Raw genomic sequence first — 18,393 nt, 5'->3', positions numbered from 1 at the left:
GCCATCGTCCTGTCTGGCTAAAAGGATTCAACAAAGGATTCAACAACAGAGGTTTCTGGAAATCGGGTTCAGGAGAGGAACCCTGTGGAGACCCAGGGAACGGCAACGAGTACCGACAAGGCAACCGCGAGCGCGCCCAGGTAGGGCCATACGCGCTTCATCGCGCCATCCGGGTTCACCTTCGCAACGGCACAGGCCGCATAGAATCCCACGCCGAAGGGCGGCGCAAACAGCCCGAGCCCCATCGCGAAGATCGCGACCATGGCGTAGTGCACGTCGTTGACGCCAAGCGAGCGCGCGACGGGAAACAGCAACGGCCCGAACAGCACGATAGCGGGGATGCCTTCGAGAAAACTCCCCAGCACCACGAACGCCGCCGACGAAATGATCAGGAATCCTGTCGCACCGCCGGGCGCATGGGCCATCAGCGTCGTCAACTGTTGCGAGAAGCCGGACTGCGTCAGCGCCCACGCCATCGCCGTGGCGCAGCCGATGATGATGAGAATCGCGCCGGACAGCGAAGCCGTGCTGACAATGATCGGATAAAGGCGCTTCCAGTCGAACGAGCGATAAAAGAGCAGGCCGACCACAAAGGTGTAGATGACGCCAACAGACGCGACTTCGGTTGCGGTGGCGACGCCTTCGACCACGGCCGCGCGAATCACGACCGGCAACGCCAGCGCCGGCAGCGCAATGAAAAACGCCTTGATCACGTCGCGCGGCTTGGCGCGCTCGACGCCCTTGACTTCGCGCTTGCGGTTCTTCATCCAGATCACGGCGATCATCGCGATCGCCCCCACGACGGCCGGCATGAAGCCGCCTGTAAAGAGCGCGGAAATCGATACCCCCGTGACCGAACCGATGGTGATGAGCACGAGGCTCGGCGGAATCGTTTCCGACATCGCACCCGACGCGCTCAACATCGCGACCAGTTCGTTTTCGTCTTCGCCGCGCTTTTTCATTTCCGGAAAGAGCGCGGGCGCGACCGCTGCCATATCCGCGGCCTTCGAGCCCGATATGCCGCTGACCAGGTAGATCGCGCCAACCAGCACGTAGGACAGACCGCCCCGCAAGTGCCCGATCATCGACGCGAGGAAGCGAATCATCGCGCGCGCCATCCCCATTGCCTCGATCAGCGCGCCTAGAAAAACGAACAGCGGAATGGCGAGCAGGATCAGGCTGGACATGCCTTCGTCGATGCGGCCCATGACGATCAGCATCGGCGTAAACGTCACGGTGCCCAGATAGGCGACGGTGGACAGACCGAATGCCACCATGATGGGGATGCCGATCACGATCATGAAGACGACGGCGCCCACGAAGAAGATCAGCAGGTTCCAGTTGCCGAGTGCGGTGATCTGCACCTTGAAGGCCATCAACGCCGCCGCAATGCCGCCCACGACCACGAACGACGCGAGAAAGTGCAACGGCCGAGCCTGCTCCATGAGGCGCGCAACCGAGATGGCGAGCATCAGCGTCAAGCCGACGGCGAGCGCCGCCACCCGATAGCCGTCGGAGATCGACAGCGCCGCGCTCGTGATGGGCCACTGCTCCGAGACATAGTCCCATGCGGGCGAGAGCAGCGCGAGCATGAACGCGATCACCACCACCGCGCCGAAGGTATCGACCAGTGCGCGCCGGGAAGGGCTCAGGTGGGCGATGAACGTCGTGAGCCGCATGTGCTCGTTGCGGCGCAGCGCGATGACCGCGCCCAGCATGGCGAGCCAGATGAACAGCAGCGTCGCCAGTTCGTCGCCCCAGATCAGCGGATCGTGTAACGCGTAGCGGTAAAACACGTTGGCGAACAACAACGCCACCTCGGCCACCACCAGCACGGCGGCGCAGAGTTCAGTCGACCATCGGATACACGCATCGAGAAAGTGCCCGACCTTCGCCACGGGGCCGAGGGGTTTGCTCTCTGCCGCAGCTGGAATATTCATCATGGGAACGTCCGTGCTCATGATCTGCCCTTCCTCAGGAAAGCTTTCCGGAGTACTTCTCGAGTAGTGCCCACGCTCCGTCGCCGTACTTCTTTTTCCAGTCGGCGTAGAAGCTCTTTTGCTGCAGCGCGGCGCGGAATGCCTGCTGATCGACCTTGTTGAAGATCAGGCCCTTGGCCGTCAGCGTGGGCTCGAGACTCTGGTTCAGGCGGATGACTTCATCGCGCTGCTTCATGGCCGCGGCATTGAGGTTGCGTGCGACGATCTCCTGAATGTCCTTGGGCAGGTTCGGCCACGTCCTGCCGCTCGCGAGCAGCCAGAAACCGTTCCAGATATGTCCCGTCAACGAGCAATACTTCTGCACTTCGTAGAAGCGAGCGGACTGGACGACCACGAGCGGGTTCTCCTGCCCCTCGACCACCTTGGTCTGGAGTGCAGAGTAAGTCTCGTTGATATTGATGCCGGTAGGCGCGGCGCCTAGCGCCTGAAACATCGATGTCCAGAGCGGGCTCACCAGCACGCGAAGCTTGAGGCCCTTGAGATCGGCAGGCGTCCTGATGGGGTGCGTGGAACTCGTAATCTGTCTGAAGCCGTTGTTCCAGATCTTGTCCATCGCAATCAGGCCGACCTTGGCGGCTTCGGCGCGCACGTGCTTGCCGAGGTCGCCGTCCATGGCGCCCCAGACCTCGTCGTAATTCTTGAAGGCGAACGGCACGCTTTCGATCGACGCCACCGGCACGAGCGTGGAAAGAATCGCGCCGGGCAGCGGGATGAAATCGACACCGCCCGCGCGCACCTGCGAGAGCATGTCGGTGTCGCCGCCCATCTGCGCGTTGGCATAGATCTGCAAATCGACGCGGCCGTTGGTTTCCTTCTTGATCGCCGCGGACGCCTGCCGCATGTACGCGTTCAGCGGATGGCTGTCGGGCAGACTGCTCGCGTATTTGAGGGCAATGGGCGAGCCCTGTGCGAAGGCGCGGCCCGGCAAGGCCAGGCTCGTCGCCGTGGCAGCCATGGCCATTCCCGCCGTCGTCAGGAAGCCCCGACGCGAAATCGTTCCACTCATGTCTGTCTCCTGTTCTTTTGTCCTGCGCGATTGATCGCGTCTGTGTCCGTCGGTGGATGCGAAGCATCCGTTTCGCCTTTACCGCGCCAGCGCGACAACCGCCTTTTCTTCGATGAGCCGGTCGACCTCGCTGGCCGAATAACCCGCTTCCATCAGCACTTCGCGTGTGTGCTGGCCCAGCAGCGGAGCCGGCCGGCTTGCCGATCGCGTCGCTTCGGAGAAGTGAATCGGCAGCCCCAGGCCCCGAACCTTTCCGGCCACGGGATGATCGGTTTCGACCACCATCTCGCGCGCGATCGTCTGCGGATGCGCAAGCGCGGCGGCAATATCCAGCACCGGACCCGCAGGCAAGCCGATGCGGTCGAACTGGGCCATCCAGTCGTCGGTGGTGCGCCGCATGAGCACATCGTTCAGGATTGCCACGAGTTCCTCGCGGTGCCCGAGCCGCAGCGCGTTGGTCGCAAAGCGCGGGTCGCACGCGAGTTCCGGCGCGTCGAGCACCTCGATGAGCCGCTCGTAGTTGCTCTGATTGGCTGCGCCGATATTGATCCAGCCATCGCGGGTCTTGAAGACCTGATAGGGCGCGCTCGTCGAGTTCGCGGAACCCATCTTCGGCAAAATGGTGCCGTCCGCGAGATAGCTGGCCGCCGGCCAGTACATCTGCTGCAGGCCCGCTTCGAAGAGCGACGTGTCGACCATCTGCCCAAGCCCCGTGCGCAGCTTTTGCGCGTAGGCCGCCGCAATGCCGAGCGCCGCGAGAATGCCGGAATTGATATCGGCCACGGGCGAGCCTGCCTTGACGGGCTCGCGCCCTTCCTCGCCGGTCATGCTCATCATGCCGCTCATGCCTTGCGCGATCAGATCGAACCCGCCCTTCTCGCCGAACGGACCCGTGCGCCCGAAGCCGGAAATCGCGCAATAGATCAGTCCGGGATTGATCTGCTTGAGCGTCTCGTAGCCAAGACCGAACTTCTCCATCGTGCCGGCGCGATAGTTCTCCGTGACCACGTCGGCGTCCGCAAGCAGCCGCTTGAGCACCTCGCGGCCGCTTTCGCTCTTCAGATTGAGCCCGATGCCACGCTTGTTGCGATTGACGATCATGAACGAGGCTGACTCGCCACTCGGCAGAATCGGCGAAAAGCGCCGCGAATCGTCGCCATCCGGCACCTTCTCGACCTTGACGACGTCTGCTCCCATGTCGGCGAGCATCATGCCGCACACGGGGCCAGACATGATGTGCGCCAGTTCGACCACTTTCATTCCACTCAGCGGACCCATTTCACTTTCCCTTGAAGACCGGTTTCTGTTTTGCGTTGAAGGCTTGCGCGCCGATGCGGAAGTCTTCCGTATCGAAGCAGTCAAAGGCCGATTCGATTTCGGCGGCGGACAGCTCGGGCGAACGCGTGAGCTTGTCCGCCGCCTGCTTGTGCCACCTGGCGACGAGCGGCGCGCCGCGCGCGATGCGCCGCGCGCTGGCGAGCGCCTCTTCCTCAACGGCGTCGTCGGCCACGACGCGCGAGACCAGCCCCTTGGCGAGCGCCTCCTGGGCGTTCAGGATGCGTCCTTCGAGCACGATCTCCATGGCGGCCGGGCGGCCCGCGAGCCGGATCAACGCGCCAAGCTCGGCATAGGACATCGTCAGGCCAAGCTGCCCGACCGGCGCGCCGAAGCGGCTCGATTCGCCGCAAATGCGGATGTCGCAAAGCGAGGCAATCTCGAGACCGCCGCCCACGCACACACCATGAATCATCGCGACCACCGGATGCCGGCAATGCTCGATGGCCTCCATCGCGGCCGTCGTGACCTGTGCATATGCACGAGCTTGCTCACGATTCGATCGACTGGCCGCGAATTCGCTAATGTCGGCACCGGCAGCGAAAGCCTGCGTTCCAGCGCCGCGCAAGATCACGCACCGCACGCTGCTGTCTTCGGAAAGCGCGTCGATTGCGGTGCCGAGTTCACGCCACATTGCCAATGACAACGCATTCAATTTCCCTGGATTGTTCAGTGAAATAGTCGCGATATCGACTTCGCGTGTAACGAGAATGCTGTTTCCCATTCTTTCCTCTAATAAGTCGAACGCTCTAACGAGTGACGCTGAATTGAACCAAAGTTATAGTAGGAACAACCCGGTGGCGTTAACCCTGAACCCGGCTTGCCCGGATCGTGGCGTTTCTGTTTTCTGTGGGGCATTTTGTGAGGCAGTATACGTAGCGCGCCGGCCGCGCGAAATTGAGAAGTTTTGATACAACTATAACTTCCTCTCAACCAGCAGACACTTAAAAATGCGATTCCCGATTGTTTATCGAACAGTCATGAGCAGGTGTTTTCCCGGATAAAAACCGAATTAAAAGCGGGAATATTTTTCCTCGCCGCCATTAAATGAGCGTTAGTTATAGCGCTAGTCCAAACGCTCAATATCCATCTCATTGCGCGTTGGCTACACTGCGGCCCAACTGGTCTGTGTCACTCAATAGATCGAACACATCAAGCGAATCCAACGGAGATTTACAATGGACAAAACTTACCTGCGCCGACACTTCTTCAAGAACATCGCCTGGTTGTCTGCCGGCGCCGTCGCAACCTCGATTGTTCCGAACAACGCGTCGGCCCAGCCGTCGTCGCCGGCCGAATGCGAGGCGGGCGCCATCGCCGCCGCCGGCACCGACGTTCAACGCCGCTACATCAAAACGCCCACTGGCTATTTCATGGTGCTGCGCATGGGCGACAACGTCTTCGAGCAATTGACGAAATTCGCGAATGCCGAAAACATCCCGGCCGCCAGCGTGAGCGCAATCGGCTTCGGGCACGCGACTTTCGGCTACTGGCACGCCAGCAAAAAGGCATTCGACGCCAAAACATTCCACAACGTCGAGATGGGCAGCATCGTCGGATCCGTGGCGTGGCACGAAGGCAAGCCCTCCATTCACCTGCATGGCGTGGCCGGCGACAGCAATTTCAACGCATACGGCGGCCACCTTCTGGACCTCGAGGTAGGAACGGGTTCGATGGAAATCACGCTGAACGTGCACCAGAAACGGCTGGAACGTGCGATCGATGCCTGCATTGGCGCGAACGTTCTCGGGATCTAAAACACATCTGATACGACTCGCCCGGATTCAACCGCTTTCGCGGCGACGACTGGATGCCCGAGCCATGTCGGTCGTGCGACGAGAAAAGGAAGGATTTTGGCGGATCTCGTTGCCGTTAGAGAAAACCCGTCGAGAACCACGGCACGGCCGCGATCATAACGAGCGAAACCAGCAGCGCGCCAAGATAGATCCACATCGACTTCATTGCGCCATCGGGGTTCACCTTGCCGATCGCACAGGCCGCGAAGAACCCGACACCAAAGGGCGGGGCGAATAGCCCCAATCCCATCGCAAAGATGACGACCATGGTGTAATGCACCTCGTTGATGCCAAAGGCACGCGCGATGGGAAACAGCAGCGGCGCAAACAGCACAATGGCGGGAATCCCTTCCAGAAAACTGCCCAATACCACGAAGATCAATGCGGAAGCGGCCAAAAACCCGCCCGCTCCACAAGGCATGCGCATCATTGCCGCGCTCAGTTGATGAGCGAATCCCGATTGCGTCAGCGCCCAGGCCATGGCCGTTGCGCAACCGATAATGAGGAGAATGGCGCCGGAGAGCGAAGCCGTTTCAACGAGAATCGGATAGAGCCGCGACCACTTGAAACGCCGGTATAACGCCAGTCCGACGACAAACGTATAGGCGATGCCGATGGTCGAAACCTCGGTGGCCGTGGCGACGCCCTCCGAAACGGCCGCGCGGATCAAGAACGGCAGCACGAGAGCCGGCGCCGCGAAAAGCAAGGCCCTTCCACACTGCGCCGCCGAGGCCTTGCGCACGGAAGAAGTGTCTTCCCTGCGGCTGCGGTACCAGACCACCACGCCCATCGCCATGGCGCCCACGATGGCCGGCATGAACCCGCCGGTGAACAACGCGGAAATCGACACGCCCGTGACGGAGCCCGCCGTGATCAACACAAGACTCGGCGGAATCGTCTCGGACATCGCGCCGGAAGCGCCCAGCATGGCGACCAGTTCGCCATCCTCGGCACCACGCTTTTTCATCTCGGGAAACAGCGCCGGCGCCACGGCAGCCATGTCCGCAACCTTGGAGCCCGAAATACCCGAAACCAGGTACATGGCGCCAATCAGCACATAGGACAGCCCGCCCCGGCGATGCCCGACCAGCGTCATCAGGAAACGGATCATGGCTTCGGCCATGCCGGTGGACTCCATCAGAGCGCCAAGCAGCACGAATAGCGGCACGGCGAGCAGTATCAGCCCCGACATGCCCTCGTCCATGCGACCTACGACGATACTGAGCGGCGCCGAAGTCGTGCATGAAAGATAAGCCAGCGTAGCCGTTCCAAACGCAACGAAGATGGGCACGCCCGCTGCAATCATCGATGCAACGCCGAATAAAAAGAACACCAGCAGGCTAGCATTGCCGAGTTCCACAAAGAACGCCGCGCTGCCGAACAGCACGAATGCGATGGCGCCGACCATCGCGACCGACACGATGAGGTCGCGAGCCTTCGCCCGAGCGATCAGCCTCGTGAGCGTCAACGCGAGCATCAGCCCCACCCCGACAACGATGCTGCTGACGCGCCATGCGTCCGGGAATTCGAGCGCGGGGCTCAAGATGGGTATCTGGTCCTGCATGTACTCCCATGCGGGCGCCACCAACCCGAGCATGAAAGCCACCACAACGACATTGCCCAGCGTGTCCATGAATGCCCGCCGGGGCGGCGACAAGCGGGCAATGAAGATGCCGAGCCGCATATGCTGCCCACGACGCAGGGCGATGACCGCACCCAGCATCGCGAGCCAGACGAACAACAGCGCGGAGAGCTCGTTGCCCCAGATAAGCGGCTCCTTGAGCACGTAACGGAATATCACGTTGCTCAACTGCAAGGCGATTTCCGCGACCACCAGCACGGCCGCTGGGACCTCGGTCACCCACATGATGACGCGTTCGAGATGGGCTCCGAATCGCGAGATGCGACGCCGGATCGACGATGCTCCGCCATCGCCCCCAAGCGATGCTTCCAGTCCCGTGTTCATGTTTTCTCCCTCGGGTTTTGCATGACTCACGCAGATCAGGCGAGTTTTCCGGTGTACTTCTCCAATACGGCCCACGTTTGCTCACCGTATTTTTTCCGCCATTGCGCATAGAAGCCGTTCTTTTGCAAAACCTCGCGAAATGCCTTCGTGTCTGGCCGGCCAAATTTCAGCCCTTTGGCCGTCAGCCCCGTTTCGAGCCTCGCATTGAGCGCAGCGATATCCTGGCGCTCGCGCATTGCCGCGGCGTTGATATGCCTTGCCACGATTTCCTGCAAGTCTTTGGGCAGACGATTCAACGATCTCGCGTTAGCAAGGAACCACCAGCCGTCCCACATATGATTAGTCAACGAACAATATTTCTGCACTTCGTAAAAGCGCATCGTGTCGATAATGGCCAGCGCGTTTTCCTGGCCATCGACCACCTTCGTCTGCAAGGCGGAATAGACTTCGTTCACGTTGATGCTGGTTGGCGTCGCGCCCAACGCCTGGAACATCGAGGTCCACATGGGGCTCACGGGCACGCGAATCTTGAAGTTGTGCAAATCGTCCGGGGTTGCAACGAGCTTGACGGAACTCGTCACCTGCCTGAATCCATCGTCCCAGATCTTTTCCATGGCAACGAGCCCAACCTTGGCGAGCTGGTCCCGCACCAGCTTGCCGAGGTCTCCGTCCATTGCGGCCCATACCTGGTCGTAGTCCTTGAATGCATAACCCAGTCCGTTGATCGACGCCACCGGAACAAGCGTGGCCAGCACGAGTCCCGAGAGCGTGAAAAAGTCGATCGCGCCGGTCCGCACTTGCGTGAACATGTCGGTGTCGCTGCCCAATTGCCCGCTGGGAAAGATCTGGATGTCGACCCGTCCATGGGTTTCTTGCCGGATTGCGTCGGCCGCCTCTTTGGCGCGAATGTTCATCGGATGGTCGATCTGCTGGTTGTGCGCGTATTTCAGCGTGAATTCAGCGGATCGTGCCTGGGCCCGCAGCGGCGCCAGTGCGCCCACCGCGCCCACTGCGCAGGCAGCCGAGGTCATGCCGAGATGCTGTACGAACTGCCGCCGCGACAGCCTGAATGCGTTGTTCATGTCTCGCTCCATATATTTTTGGTGTGAAGTCGATGTTCTCGACGAAGTTGCCTGTCAAGCCGTGCCGGATGCACGCCCCGAACTCAGGGCATTGCGTCCGGGAACGCTGAATAAAGGCGTGAAATTGAAACCGTTTCGACCTCGGGGCCGGCCGAATCGACATAGCGTCGATACTGTTCCAGCGCGGCCTCCAGCAACGGCAGCGCCACGCCTGTCGACGACCGGACCGCGTCGACATTCTTGAGATCCTTGAGCATCTGCCCCGCGCGTCCGGTTGGCGGATCGAAACCCTCCGCCGCCATGCGCGGCCACACGCGCTGCAAGCCGGCTGAATCGGCGAACCCGCCCTCGAGACAGCGGGGAACGGCTTCGAGCGGCAACCCGAGCCGACGGGCGAGCGCCAATGCCTCGGCCAGCATGACGAACGTCGTGCCGACCAGCGCTTGATTGAGCACTTTCATTTCCTGCCCCTTGCCCGTGTCGCCGACATGACTGATCCGGCTTCCCAGATGCGCAAGCAGGGGCATCGCGCGACGCACCGCGTCCTGGGGACCGCCCAGCATCAGCGTCAACTCACCTCGTTGTGCCGCGTCCGGGCCACCGGAGACGGGCGAATCGATCCAGGCGCACGAAGCCCTGGCCGCACGCCGTGCGAACGAACGGGTGTCGTCCGGCTGAACCGTGGAGAAGTCGATGATCAGCCGCAGGCGGTTCGTTTCGGGCAACAGGCCATGCTCCCCGAACGCCACCTCCTCGACCGCCGCTGCGTCCAGCACGCACAGGCAAACGACGTCGCACGCCAGCGCGACCTCGCGAGGCGAATCCGCAATGACCGCGCCCGCTGTCTTCAAGGGACCATAGCGATCACTCTCGCGATTCCAGACGCACAGGCGGTATCCGCTTGCGGCGAGACGCAATGCAATCGACTGGCCCATCAGGCCTAGCCCGATGAATCCGATGGTGCTGCTGGAATCGATGGAGCCGAAATCTGGCGATGAACTGTTCATGAATAAGCTCGGGAGCAACGATGAAAATCGACACGGCGAACGTGCCAGGCGACTAGCCGACGCGCAATTCGGGCGATGTTTGCGACGTTTGCGCTGCGACGAACCGGGACGCAAGAAGCCGCGCAGACTGCTGCGGAAGATACGGCAAGCCGAATTCGTCGAGCAGAATCGATCTGTCCACATCGCCTGGACGCAGGTAGCCGCAGAATGCCATCGTGAGATCGAGCTCCTTCTGGATGATCTCCAGCGCGCGCGTCACGCCGCGCTGTCCCAGTGCGCCAAGACCATAAAGCATGGAGCGGCCGATATACGTTCCCTTTGCGCCGAGCGCGAGGGCCTTGAGCACGTCCTGGCCGCTGCGGATTCCGCCGTCCATGTGGACTTCGATCTGCGTGCCGACCTGCTCCGCGATGAGCGGCAGCGCCCGAATCGAAGAGATCGCACCGTCGAGCTGCCGGCCGCCGTGGTTCGACACCACAATCGCATCGGCACCGGCCGCGATGGCGTGATGGGCATCCTGCACATCCTGAATGCCTTTCACAATGAGCTTGCCGTGCCAGAGCCGCCGGATCCAGCGCACGTCCTCCCAACTCAACGTCGGATCGAACTGCTGTGCGCACCACTCGGAGAGCAAGGTCGTGCTGCCGATTCCCTCGATGTGACCGACGATATTGCCCAGTGTCCGGCGCCGGGTGCGCAGCATGTTCCACCACCAGCGCGGCTTGCCGAGAATATTGGCGAAATTGGAAAGCGTCAGCTTCGGCGGCGCGGAAAGCCCATTCTTGAGATCCTTGTGCCGTTGCCCGCTCACAGGAAGATCGAGCGTCAGCACCAGTGCGCCGACGTTCGCAGCTTTCGCCCGTGCAATCAACCGCTCGACGAACCGGCGATCGCGCATCACATAAACCTGGAACCAGAACGGGTCGCCGTTCAACGCCTGCGCAACATCCTCGATCGAGCATATGCTCATCGTGGACAAGGTAAATGGCACGCCAAAGTCCCGGGCGGCGCGCGCCGCGAGCATTTCGCCGTCGGCATGCTGCATCCCCGTGAGCCCCGTGGGCGCGATCGCGACGGGCAATGCCACGCCACGGCCCAGCATCGTGGCCGCCGTGGAGCGCGACTCGATACTCACGCCAACGCGCTGGCGCAGTTTGATCTTCTCGAAGTCCTCCTGATTCGATCGATACGTGCCTTCCGTCCACGATCCCGAATCCGCGTACTCGTAGAACATCCGGGGCACCCGCCGTTTCGCCAGTACCCGCAAGTCTTCCATGCACGTCATGCTCTTCATCGTTTCGATACCATCTGAAAAGGGTTGCGCCGTCATCGTTCTTGTGGATTCTATGAACGACCCATCCGCGATCGCAAACGACATTTATTCGAGGCATAGCCAAGAAAAATTCGGGCGTATTGACGCCATGTTGAGGCGCGCCATATCATGCCGCATGGTCCGCCCTTTACCGCCTTTAAATCCGCTTCGCGCATTCGAAGCCGCCGCTCGACATTCGAGCTTTACCCGCGCGGCCGAAGAGCTTTGCGTGACATCGTCGGCTGTCGGCCACCAGGTCAAGACGCTCGAAGAACACCTGGGCGTCACACTGTTCGTGCGCGAGGCGAAATCGCTCGCGCTCACCGCCGAAGGCCGCGCCTATCTCCCCTCCATACAACAGGCGATGGACATTCTGGTGGAAGGAACGCGACGAATCCGGGTGTCGAAAAAACAGATGCTTCGCATCGACATTCCTCCCACGTTTGCGGCGAAATGGCTGATACCGCGTCTTGAGCGCTTTGTGCGCTCGAATCTGAACATCGACGTCAAGGTCAGTGGCTCCGGCGAGCCCGTGGACTTCTCGCGCGACGAATACGACCTCGCGATCCGCTTCGGGCGCGGGCAACATCCCGATGCCGATTCGGAGCGTTGCCTCGACGTGCGCGTATTCCCGGTTTGCAGCCCATCGGCCGTGACGCCGGACAAACCGCTCGACGAGCCCGCCGATCTCAAACACCATATGCTGCTGCACGACGACAGCACGTATAGCGACGGGAAAAATCCGCATTGGTCCGACTGGCTCGCGTTCGCCGGTGTGCGCGACATCGATGCCTCGCGGGGCTTGTCGTTTCGTCCCACGCATCTTGCGATCAACGCGGCGCTGGACGGGCTGGGCGTCGCGCTGGCAAAAGACGTGTGGGTCGATGCCGATATCAAGGCAGGACGCCTGATTAAACCGTTCGATCTGTCGTTGCCAGTGGAGCTCGCGTACTACGTCATCTATGCGCGAAACCGCGCGAACGATGAGCGCATACGCGCATTCTGCGACTGGCTTAAATCGGAGGCGGGCATCGCCTCGCCTCCCGACCAACGCGAGGCAGCATCTAGTGGCCTGTAAACACGGGTTGGGTCTTGCTTTTGAATGCCGTTGACCCGATACGGAAATCTTCGGTGTCGAAGCAGTGGTAGACCTCGTCCAGTTCGTCCTCGCGAAGCGGCTCGGGCATTTCCAGCCGGGAAACGAACTTCTTGTGCCACCGCGCCACTAACGGCGCGCCTGCGGCAATGCGCGTTGCCGTATCGGCTATTTCGCCTTCCCAGGCGTCGCACGAGACCACGCGGTTCACGAGCCCCTTCTGAAACGCCTCCTGGGCGCCGAATACCCTGCCCTCCAGCAGGAGTTCCAGCGTGCGCGACTTGCCGATCAACGTCATCAGGCCCTTGAGTTCCAGATAGGACACGACAAGCCCCAGCCGGTTGATCGGCACGCCAAAGCGGCCATCCTCGGCGGAGATTCTCATGTCGCACACGGAAGCCAGTTCGAGGCCGCCGCCCACGCAATTTCCCCGGATGGCGGCTACGGTGGGATGCGGACATGCGGCTACGGCGTGAAGCGCGGCCTGGGTGATTTCAGCATAAGCACGAGCCTGCACCGCGCCTGCTCGCACCTCGTCGAATTCCGAAATATCGGCGCCCGCCGAGAACGCCCGATGCCCCGCCCCACGGATGACCACGCAGCGTACCGTCGAATCGGCCGAAAGATCGTCCATGATCGTTTTTAACGACTTCCACATTTCGACGCTCATTGCATTGAGCTTTTCGGGCTGCGAAACAGTCACGGTCGCGACCGCCGCGCTGCGTTCCAGAGAGATTTCCCCTCGCATATTAGCGTCCTTCCTGAAGGATATGAATGGAGACAAAACGGCTTGCGTCGTGGAAATCTACAAGCTCGGCGGCGTGCGGAAAAGCGAATTTAATTTGTGCATGTCGATATAAAAATTGCGCGATCGTGAACCAGACGGGGTCGAATTTTTTTAGGCGATGGCGAGAAAAAATCTCGTTTGACCGTGTAAATGCGGACTACCTAAACTGGCTTCACTTTCATCCAGCCCATTGGGGAGACCCTTTTCCATGTCGCGACCCTTGCCGCTTTCCAATCTGCGTGTCCTCGATGTCAGTCAGGTCATGGCAGGCCCTTTCTCCTGCATGCTCCTCGCCGACATGGGGGCGGACGTCATCAAGGTCGAGCCCCCCAAGGTGGGAGACCAGACGCGCAGGGCAATGGGCTTTCGCCTGCAGGGTGACGACAGCGCCGGATTTCTTGCGCTCAACCGCAACAAGCGCAGTGTCGAACTCGACCTGAAGAATGAAGCCGGCCTGCGCGCCTTCTACGAACTCGTGAAAACGGCTGACGTGCTGGTCGAAAACTACCGTCCTGGCGTAGCGAAACGCCTCGGAATCGACTATGAAACGCTCAAGGAGATCCATCCGCGACTGATCTATGCAAGCATCTCGGGTTTCGGGCAGACCGGGCCGTGGGCCATGCGCCCGGGGTTCGATCTCATCGCACAAGCCATGAGCGGCATCCTGAGCGTCACCGGCCAGGCGGGGGCCGCGCCTGCGAAGAACAGCGTCCCGGTTGGGGATCTCGGCGCGGGGCTCTTTACGGCCTATGCAGTCCTCAGCGCCGTCATTGGGCGCGGTGACGACGGGCCCGGGCAATATATCGACGTGTCGCTCTTCGAAGCGGCACTGGGATTGTCCATCTGGGAAGTTGCCGAGTATTGGGGAACCGGCAAGGTGCCCCAACCGCTCGGCAGTGCCAACCGTATGAGCGCCCCTTATCAGGCGTTCATGGCATCCGACCGGCATTTCGTTTTTGGCGCCGCCAACCAGAAGCTCTGGGCCCTGCTTTGCGAGGTGCTCGACCGGCCCGACCTGCTGGCCGACCCCCGCTTTGCCACCAATGCAGAGCGTATGCGCCATCGCGACGAACTGGAGTCCGCACTATCGACAACGTTGCGAACGCGGAAAGCCGACGCGTGGATTGCCGCGCTGCTCGAAGCGGGCGTTCCTGCCGGACCCATCCTCACCTATCAGGAGGCACTCGCGAGCGAGCAGGCGGCCGCGCGTGACATGATTCTCGATATGGAGCATCCCGTTGAAGGCAAGATTCCGCAGCTCGGGTTTCCGGTGAAATTGCGGGGTACGCCACAGCAATTGAGGCGCCCGCCGCCGCTGCTCGGAGAGCACACCGAGGAAATCATGCGCGAGATTGGCTGCGATATCGGCAAGCTCGGGCAACAGGGCGCATTCGGCCGATAGTGCGGTGTCGCGCGAGCTCCTTGAGACTCATGAATTGCTCCACATGTCAGGGACAGTGAGCCCAGTCCAGGTTGCATAGTTATGCCCGTCCAAGACATAATTCGACAAACATGAGTCACAAGAGGTCTTAAATGCTAGACATGCGCCAACTGCAGTACTTCATCGTGGTGGCGGAGGAAGAACACGTCGGCCGCGCCGCCGAACGCCTGCACATTTCGCAATCGCCGCTCAGCCGCCAGATTGCGCAGTTCGAGGACAAGCTCGGCCTGACGCTGTTCGAACGCACCCAGCAACGCATCCGGTTGACGCGCGACGGCCGCACGTTTCTGAGCGAGGCGCGCGCCTTCCTGCGGCACGCGAACCGGCTGGAATCGCTCGCGCGGCGGCTGGGCAAAGGCGACGAAGGCGGCTTGTGCATCGGCTACCTGGAAACGTCGATGCACTCGGGCGTGCTGCCCCGCGCGCTCAAAGCGCTGCGCGAGGATCGTCCCGCCGTGCATATCTCGCTATACAACTATCATTCGACCGCGCAGCTCGAGGGCTTGCGCGAACGCAGCCTCGATATCGCGCTCGTCAGCGAGCCCCCTCTCGCCGGCGACGCGGAGCTGGAATCGTCGCTGGTGCTGAACGATCCGATGCTGCTGGCGATGCCCGAAGAGCACCCGCTTGCCAGCAAGAAGACACTGTCTGCGGACGACCTCGCAACGCAATCGTGGATCGGCGTCACGCAAGAGGACAGCGCGCCGCGTCACGGCGCGTTCGTGGCGGCCTGCGCGAAGGCTGGCTTTTCGCCGAACATTACCGTCGAGGCGACCGAACCCCTTGCGGCCCTGGGGCTCGTCGCGGCCGGATTCGGCGTGACGATGATCCAGCAGAGTCTTCGCCAGCAAGTGCCGGAAGGCGTCGTGGTGCGCGAACTGCCGTGGTTCAGCTACCGCACGCCCCTGTGGGCCGCGTGGCACAAGGTCAACTTGCGGCCGCTGGTGGGCATCTTCCGGGAAATCCTGGTCAGCGCGAACAGCGTCGAGTTCTCGGGCAAGTGACGTCGTCGGGCGCCGGCGCATCGGCCCGCGCCCGAACGTCGCCGAACGTCGCCGGACATGCCGCACGGGATGGCTCTGGTGCACGGGTTGGTTCGCGGCACTTCGTATAAGTATGGATACCTGATCGATTGAAATGGACAGCATTCCAGATCGCGAGCGCGGCAGCCACCGGCCGAGGCAATCCGTGGCTAGCCCGTGCGCGGCCATCCGAACGCCTCCCGGCTGTCATGCACCAAAGCCGCAATTCTTTCGCGGCTGCCGGGACGCGGTTCGGGAACGGCCTTGTCGAACACAAACGCGCCTAGTGCCAGCATCACTGCGCTTCCTGCTCCGAGCCCCGGAATGGCGAAATCGGCCAGCGGAGCGGCAGCCGCGCCGACCTGCAACGCGGTGAGCACACGAGAGCGTTGACGTTTCTTATCGACAATGGCGTTGAATTCGGTCAGACATCGAAGCATCTCCGATCGCGCCTTCTCCGGGCCAATGTGATTCGCAATCAGCTTGCGCCGCCATTCGTGGAACTCCCGACGGCTCTCGATAAAATCCTTTCTTTCAGCGAGCTTGACGGCACGCTCAAGAAGAACGCGACAACTGAGCCCGGATTCCTCGGGAACGACGAACTCCCAGCCGAACAACAGCGTTGCACCCTCCGCGCCAGCGGAGAAATCGCCAGTCATTTCCAGCGGAGCGTCGACCTGAAGCTGTCCATACGATCCATAGCCGGCGACAATTTCAACGGTCGCGGCAGGGTCGACGTCGATGGATTGGATCCGGCGGAAGTACGCTTCATCCGCCTCATCGCTTGCACGATCCGCCAGCAGTATCCGCGTCGCATGCTTTGCGAAGGCGTCCTTGGACATCTGCCTGGCATTTCCGATGTCAAAAGCCGCGTGTTCGTTGAGCAACGAACGCCCATAACGCTCGCGATAACGGTCTCTTAGCGCCTTATCCCACGAAACCGGAGTCACGAGGTTGCCTAACACTTCAACAGTTTCCAGTGCACGTTTTGGATTCCAAAGTTTGTTATCCCAATTCGTTAAAGCTTGTTTCTCCTCTAAAGCGGGAACCGGTACGATCAAATGATCGAATAGAAGCGTTTCCGCCACAAACGCTCTTTTTCGCAAATGGTCGTCGACCGCAAAAGTCCCCCATAGCTGATCTACGGCTGGCATGGCCTTCTCCTGCTCGTTTTCGACCTCGACGTAATCAGTGTAGTCAAGCGCGCCATCAGCGCCAGAAAACATGATGCGTGTACACGTGAATAAACATTCGATACTGAGATGCTTAAATAATCTCCAATGAACGATTCTCGCGCGTGGTGCGTCATGTCTGGGGAATGGGCAATTCGCATTCCCGCCATTTCTTGACAAGATTGAACCATCGTCTACGCTCAACGCACGGCAAAGCCTTTTGAATTTCAATTCAAAACAGTGCTGTCTGTTTTCATCGTAGTGCCACGATTGTCTGCAGGCTAGCGAAGAAAGGATGCCAGCGTGAACTTCGTCGATACGATCCTCATCAGGCTCGCTGATCCGGCAGCGCGCGATGGTGTTTTCGACAACGACAGCCTCGCGCAAATTGCGTCGACGGCTTACGACACCAGTGCGATGCCGATTCAAGGACCATACAGCGCGGTGTTCGACGATATCCAGCTCGGCCTCGCGGTCCCGCGTATCGCCACCCTCGAAGGCTACTGGGGACGCGCGACAACGGGCGAGCGCACCGACTCGCAATTCATGCTGTCCGGGTTCGGAGAAAGCTCGATCCGCGTGGACGCATTCTGGCGCGGCGCGATCATCGCTCGCTCGACACCGCCTACCGGACACGTGAGCGCCGCGCGCGGCAACGTCGTCGATGCAGGACAGATCGATGCGGAGATCGTGGCCGCGCTCGGCGCGCTGCCTGCCGATCCGGCCGCGCTCGAGAACGAGCGGCGCACGCGCCTGCTGACGCATCTGCGCGCGGCGTTTGCCCAGCCCGATCTGATGACGGGCGATCTGCTCGATCAGTGGCTGCACGAAAACGGCGCGTCGTCGGTCAGCGACCTGATCACGAAGCTGCGCGGCGTGGTCTACGCCCATCCCTTGCAGATCACTTTTTCGCCGCCGAACGACGTGCCATCGCTGCCCGCGCCGCTGCCGATCGGCAGCGCGCTGCTGATCCGGGACGCGGGCTTTTCGGTTGGCGACCTGCTCACGGAATCAAAAATCGTTCGCCAGCAGCTCGGACCAATGGGTCTCGCGCGCGCGGTGGACGCGAAGCTGCCGGTCCGCGAGCCGCTGCCGATCACATGGATCGTGCCGGCTGCGGCGTTCGACGACACCGGCTGGCCGGGCGCCGCTGCGGGCATGGCGGCCGATGCCGCGCGAGCCGCGCGGCGCACGGCGGCCGCGGGCTGGCTGGTGCTCCAGGGCATCGGCCTCGCCGTCGTCTGAGGACGGGGTTCATCGATTGATTGATTGGCCACTAGCGATCTAAACCTGGATAAACCTGGCTAAACCTGGCATTACGAACTTTTTCCCGGGCCTGCACGGATCGCCCGTTTCGTGTTCAGAACTGGC

Annotated in this window: 15 protein-coding genes; 5 read left to right on the top strand and 10 right to left on the bottom strand. The window is 61.3% G+C overall.

All coding sequences use genetic code 11. The features are described 5' to 3' along the window. Positions 1-68: 68 nt before the first annotated feature. The 4 genes from L5014_RS01695 to L5014_RS01680 form a co-directional block, all read right to left on the bottom strand. Positions 69-1,961, bottom strand: a complete 1,893-nt coding sequence (locus tag L5014_RS01695; RefSeq protein WP_238461847.1) for a TRAP transporter large permease — start codon at positions 1,959-1,961, stop codon at positions 69-71. 13 nt (positions 1,962-1,974) lie between these two features. Then, positions 1,975-3,006 carry a TRAP transporter substrate-binding protein gene (locus L5014_RS01690; RefSeq protein ID WP_238461846.1) on the bottom strand — a complete coding sequence of 344 codons (1,032 nt, stop codon included), beginning with the start codon at positions 3,004-3,006 and terminating at the stop codon, positions 1,975-1,977. A 78-nt stretch (positions 3,007-3,084) separates the two neighbouring features. Then, positions 3,085-4,284 carry a CaiB/BaiF CoA transferase family protein gene (locus L5014_RS01685; RefSeq protein WP_238461845.1) on the bottom strand — a complete coding sequence of 400 codons (1,200 nt, stop codon included), beginning with the start codon at positions 4,282-4,284 and terminating at the stop codon, positions 3,085-3,087. Between the two features lies 1 nt (position 4,285). Then, positions 4,286-5,065, bottom strand: a complete 780-nt coding sequence (locus L5014_RS01680) for an enoyl-CoA hydratase-related protein (protein ID WP_238461844.1) — start codon at positions 5,063-5,065, stop codon at positions 4,286-4,288. Between the two features lie 454 nt (positions 5,066-5,519). Between L5014_RS01680 and L5014_RS01675 the strand changes: the two genes are divergently transcribed. Then, positions 5,520-6,098 (top strand): PPC domain-containing DNA-binding protein, encoded by a 579-nt coding sequence (locus L5014_RS01675; protein ID WP_238461843.1) that lies wholly within the window; start codon positions 5,520-5,522, stop codon positions 6,096-6,098. Between the two features lie 115 nt (positions 6,099-6,213). On the opposite strand, the gene L5014_RS01665 is transcribed toward L5014_RS01675, so the two are convergent. The 4 genes from L5014_RS01665 to L5014_RS01650 all read right to left on the bottom strand — a co-directional run bounded on the left by L5014_RS01665 (position 6,214) and on the right by L5014_RS01650 (position 11,486). Beyond that, a complete protein-coding gene (locus L5014_RS01665; RefSeq protein ID WP_420799995.1) occupies positions 6,214-8,103 on the bottom strand; it encodes a TRAP transporter large permease in 1,890 nt (629 codons plus the stop codon). A gap of 35 nt (positions 8,104-8,138) precedes the next feature. After that, positions 8,139-9,185 carry a TRAP transporter substrate-binding protein gene (locus tag L5014_RS01660; protein ID WP_238461842.1) on the bottom strand — a complete coding sequence of 349 codons (1,047 nt, stop codon included), beginning with the start codon at positions 9,183-9,185 and terminating at the stop codon, positions 8,139-8,141. A gap of 83 nt (positions 9,186-9,268) precedes the next feature. Further along, positions 9,269-10,192 carry an NAD(P)-dependent oxidoreductase gene (locus tag L5014_RS01655; protein ID WP_238461841.1) on the bottom strand — a complete coding sequence of 308 codons (924 nt, stop codon included), beginning with the start codon at positions 10,190-10,192 and terminating at the stop codon, positions 9,269-9,271. Between the two features lie 52 nt (positions 10,193-10,244). Then, positions 10,245-11,486, bottom strand: a complete 1,242-nt coding sequence (locus tag L5014_RS01650; RefSeq protein WP_274389180.1) for an alpha-hydroxy acid oxidase — start codon at positions 11,484-11,486, stop codon at positions 10,245-10,247. On the opposite strand from L5014_RS01650, the gene gcvA reads away from it, so the two are divergent. Next, positions 11,476-12,582, top strand: coding sequence for a transcriptional regulator GcvA (gcvA, locus tag L5014_RS01645; RefSeq protein WP_238461840.1), 1,107 nt, complete (start codon positions 11,476-11,478; stop codon positions 12,580-12,582). The two genes, L5014_RS01650 and gcvA, sit on opposite strands and share 11 nt — an antisense overlap. On the opposite strand, the gene L5014_RS01640 is transcribed toward gcvA, so the two are convergent. Continuing rightward, the gene (locus tag L5014_RS01640) at positions 12,569-13,348 is read right to left on the bottom strand and encodes an enoyl-CoA hydratase-related protein (protein ID WP_238461839.1); all 780 of its coding nucleotides are present in this window, start codon (positions 13,346-13,348) and stop codon (positions 12,569-12,571) included. The genes gcvA and L5014_RS01640 overlap by 14 nt on opposite strands. 247 nt (positions 13,349-13,595) lie before the next feature. Here L5014_RS01640 and L5014_RS01635 point away from each other — a divergent pair, with 247 nt between their 5' ends. After that, positions 13,596-14,789, top strand: a complete 1,194-nt coding sequence (locus tag L5014_RS01635) for a CaiB/BaiF CoA transferase family protein (protein ID WP_238461838.1) — start codon at positions 13,596-13,598, stop codon at positions 14,787-14,789. A gap of 131 nt (positions 14,790-14,920) precedes the next feature. After that, entirely contained in the window at positions 14,921-15,832 is a 912-nt protein-coding gene (locus tag L5014_RS01630) for a LysR family transcriptional regulator (protein ID WP_238461837.1), read from the top strand. Positions 15,833-16,020: 188 nt separating this feature from the next. Here the strand turns inward: L5014_RS01630 and L5014_RS01625 are convergent, their stop codons facing one another. Continuing rightward, positions 16,021-17,076 carry a hypothetical protein gene (locus tag L5014_RS01625; RefSeq protein WP_238461836.1) on the bottom strand — a complete coding sequence of 352 codons (1,056 nt, stop codon included), beginning with the start codon at positions 17,074-17,076 and terminating at the stop codon, positions 16,021-16,023. A 249-nt stretch (positions 17,077-17,325) separates the two neighbouring features. Between L5014_RS01625 and L5014_RS01620 the strand changes: the two genes are divergently transcribed. Continuing rightward, entirely contained in the window at positions 17,326-18,267 is a 942-nt protein-coding gene (locus L5014_RS01620; RefSeq protein ID WP_238461835.1) for a hypothetical protein, read from the top strand. The last annotated feature ends 126 nt before the right edge of the window (positions 18,268-18,393 follow it).

Source organism: Paraburkholderia tagetis, from assembly GCF_022213065.1.
GTDB lineage: Bacteria > Pseudomonadota > Gammaproteobacteria > Burkholderiales > Burkholderiaceae > Paraburkholderia > Paraburkholderia tagetis.
The sequence above is the reverse complement of the archived record's forward strand: the minus strand, read 5'-3'. Positions and strand labels throughout refer to the sequence as shown.

Coding starts and splice junctions, on each gene's coding strand:
- L5014_RS01695 (WP_238461847.1), bottom strand. CDS start 1,961: ATGAGCACGGACGTTCCCATGATGAATATTCCAGCTGCGGCAGAGAGC.
- L5014_RS01690 (WP_238461846.1), bottom strand. CDS start 3,006: ATGAGTGGAACGATTTCGCGTCGGGGCTTCCTGACGACGGCGGGAATG.
- L5014_RS01685 (WP_238461845.1), bottom strand. CDS start 4,284: ATGGGTCCGCTGAGTGGAATGAAAGTGGTCGAACTGGCGCACATCATG.
- L5014_RS01680 (WP_238461844.1), bottom strand. CDS start 5,065: ATGGGAAACAGCATTCTCGTTACACGCGAAGTCGATATCGCGACTATT.
- L5014_RS01675 (WP_238461843.1), top strand. CDS start 5,520: ATGGACAAAACTTACCTGCGCCGACACTTCTTCAAGAACATCGCCTGG.
- L5014_RS01665 (WP_420799995.1), bottom strand. CDS start 8,103: ATGAACACGGGACTGGAAGCATCGCTTGGGGGCGATGGCGGAGCATCG.
- L5014_RS01660 (WP_238461842.1), bottom strand. CDS start 9,185: ATGAACAACGCATTCAGGCTGTCGCGGCGGCAGTTCGTACAGCATCTC.
- L5014_RS01655 (WP_238461841.1), bottom strand. CDS start 10,192: ATGAACAGTTCATCGCCAGATTTCGGCTCCATCGATTCCAGCAGCACC.
- gcvA (WP_238461840.1), top strand. CDS start 11,476: ATGCTCTTCATCGTTTCGATACCATCTGAAAAGGGTTGCGCCGTCATC.
- L5014_RS01650 (WP_274389180.1), bottom strand. CDS start 11,486: ATGAAGAGCATGACGTGCATGGAAGACTTGCGGGTACTGGCGAAACGG.
- L5014_RS01640 (WP_238461839.1), bottom strand. CDS start 13,348: ATGCGAGGGGAAATCTCTCTGGAACGCAGCGCGGCGGTCGCGACCGTG.
- L5014_RS01635 (WP_238461838.1), top strand. CDS start 13,596: ATGTCGCGACCCTTGCCGCTTTCCAATCTGCGTGTCCTCGATGTCAGT.
- L5014_RS01630 (WP_238461837.1), top strand. CDS start 14,921: ATGCTAGACATGCGCCAACTGCAGTACTTCATCGTGGTGGCGGAGGAA.
- L5014_RS01625 (WP_238461836.1), bottom strand. CDS start 17,076: ATGTTTTCTGGCGCTGATGGCGCGCTTGACTACACTGATTACGTCGAG.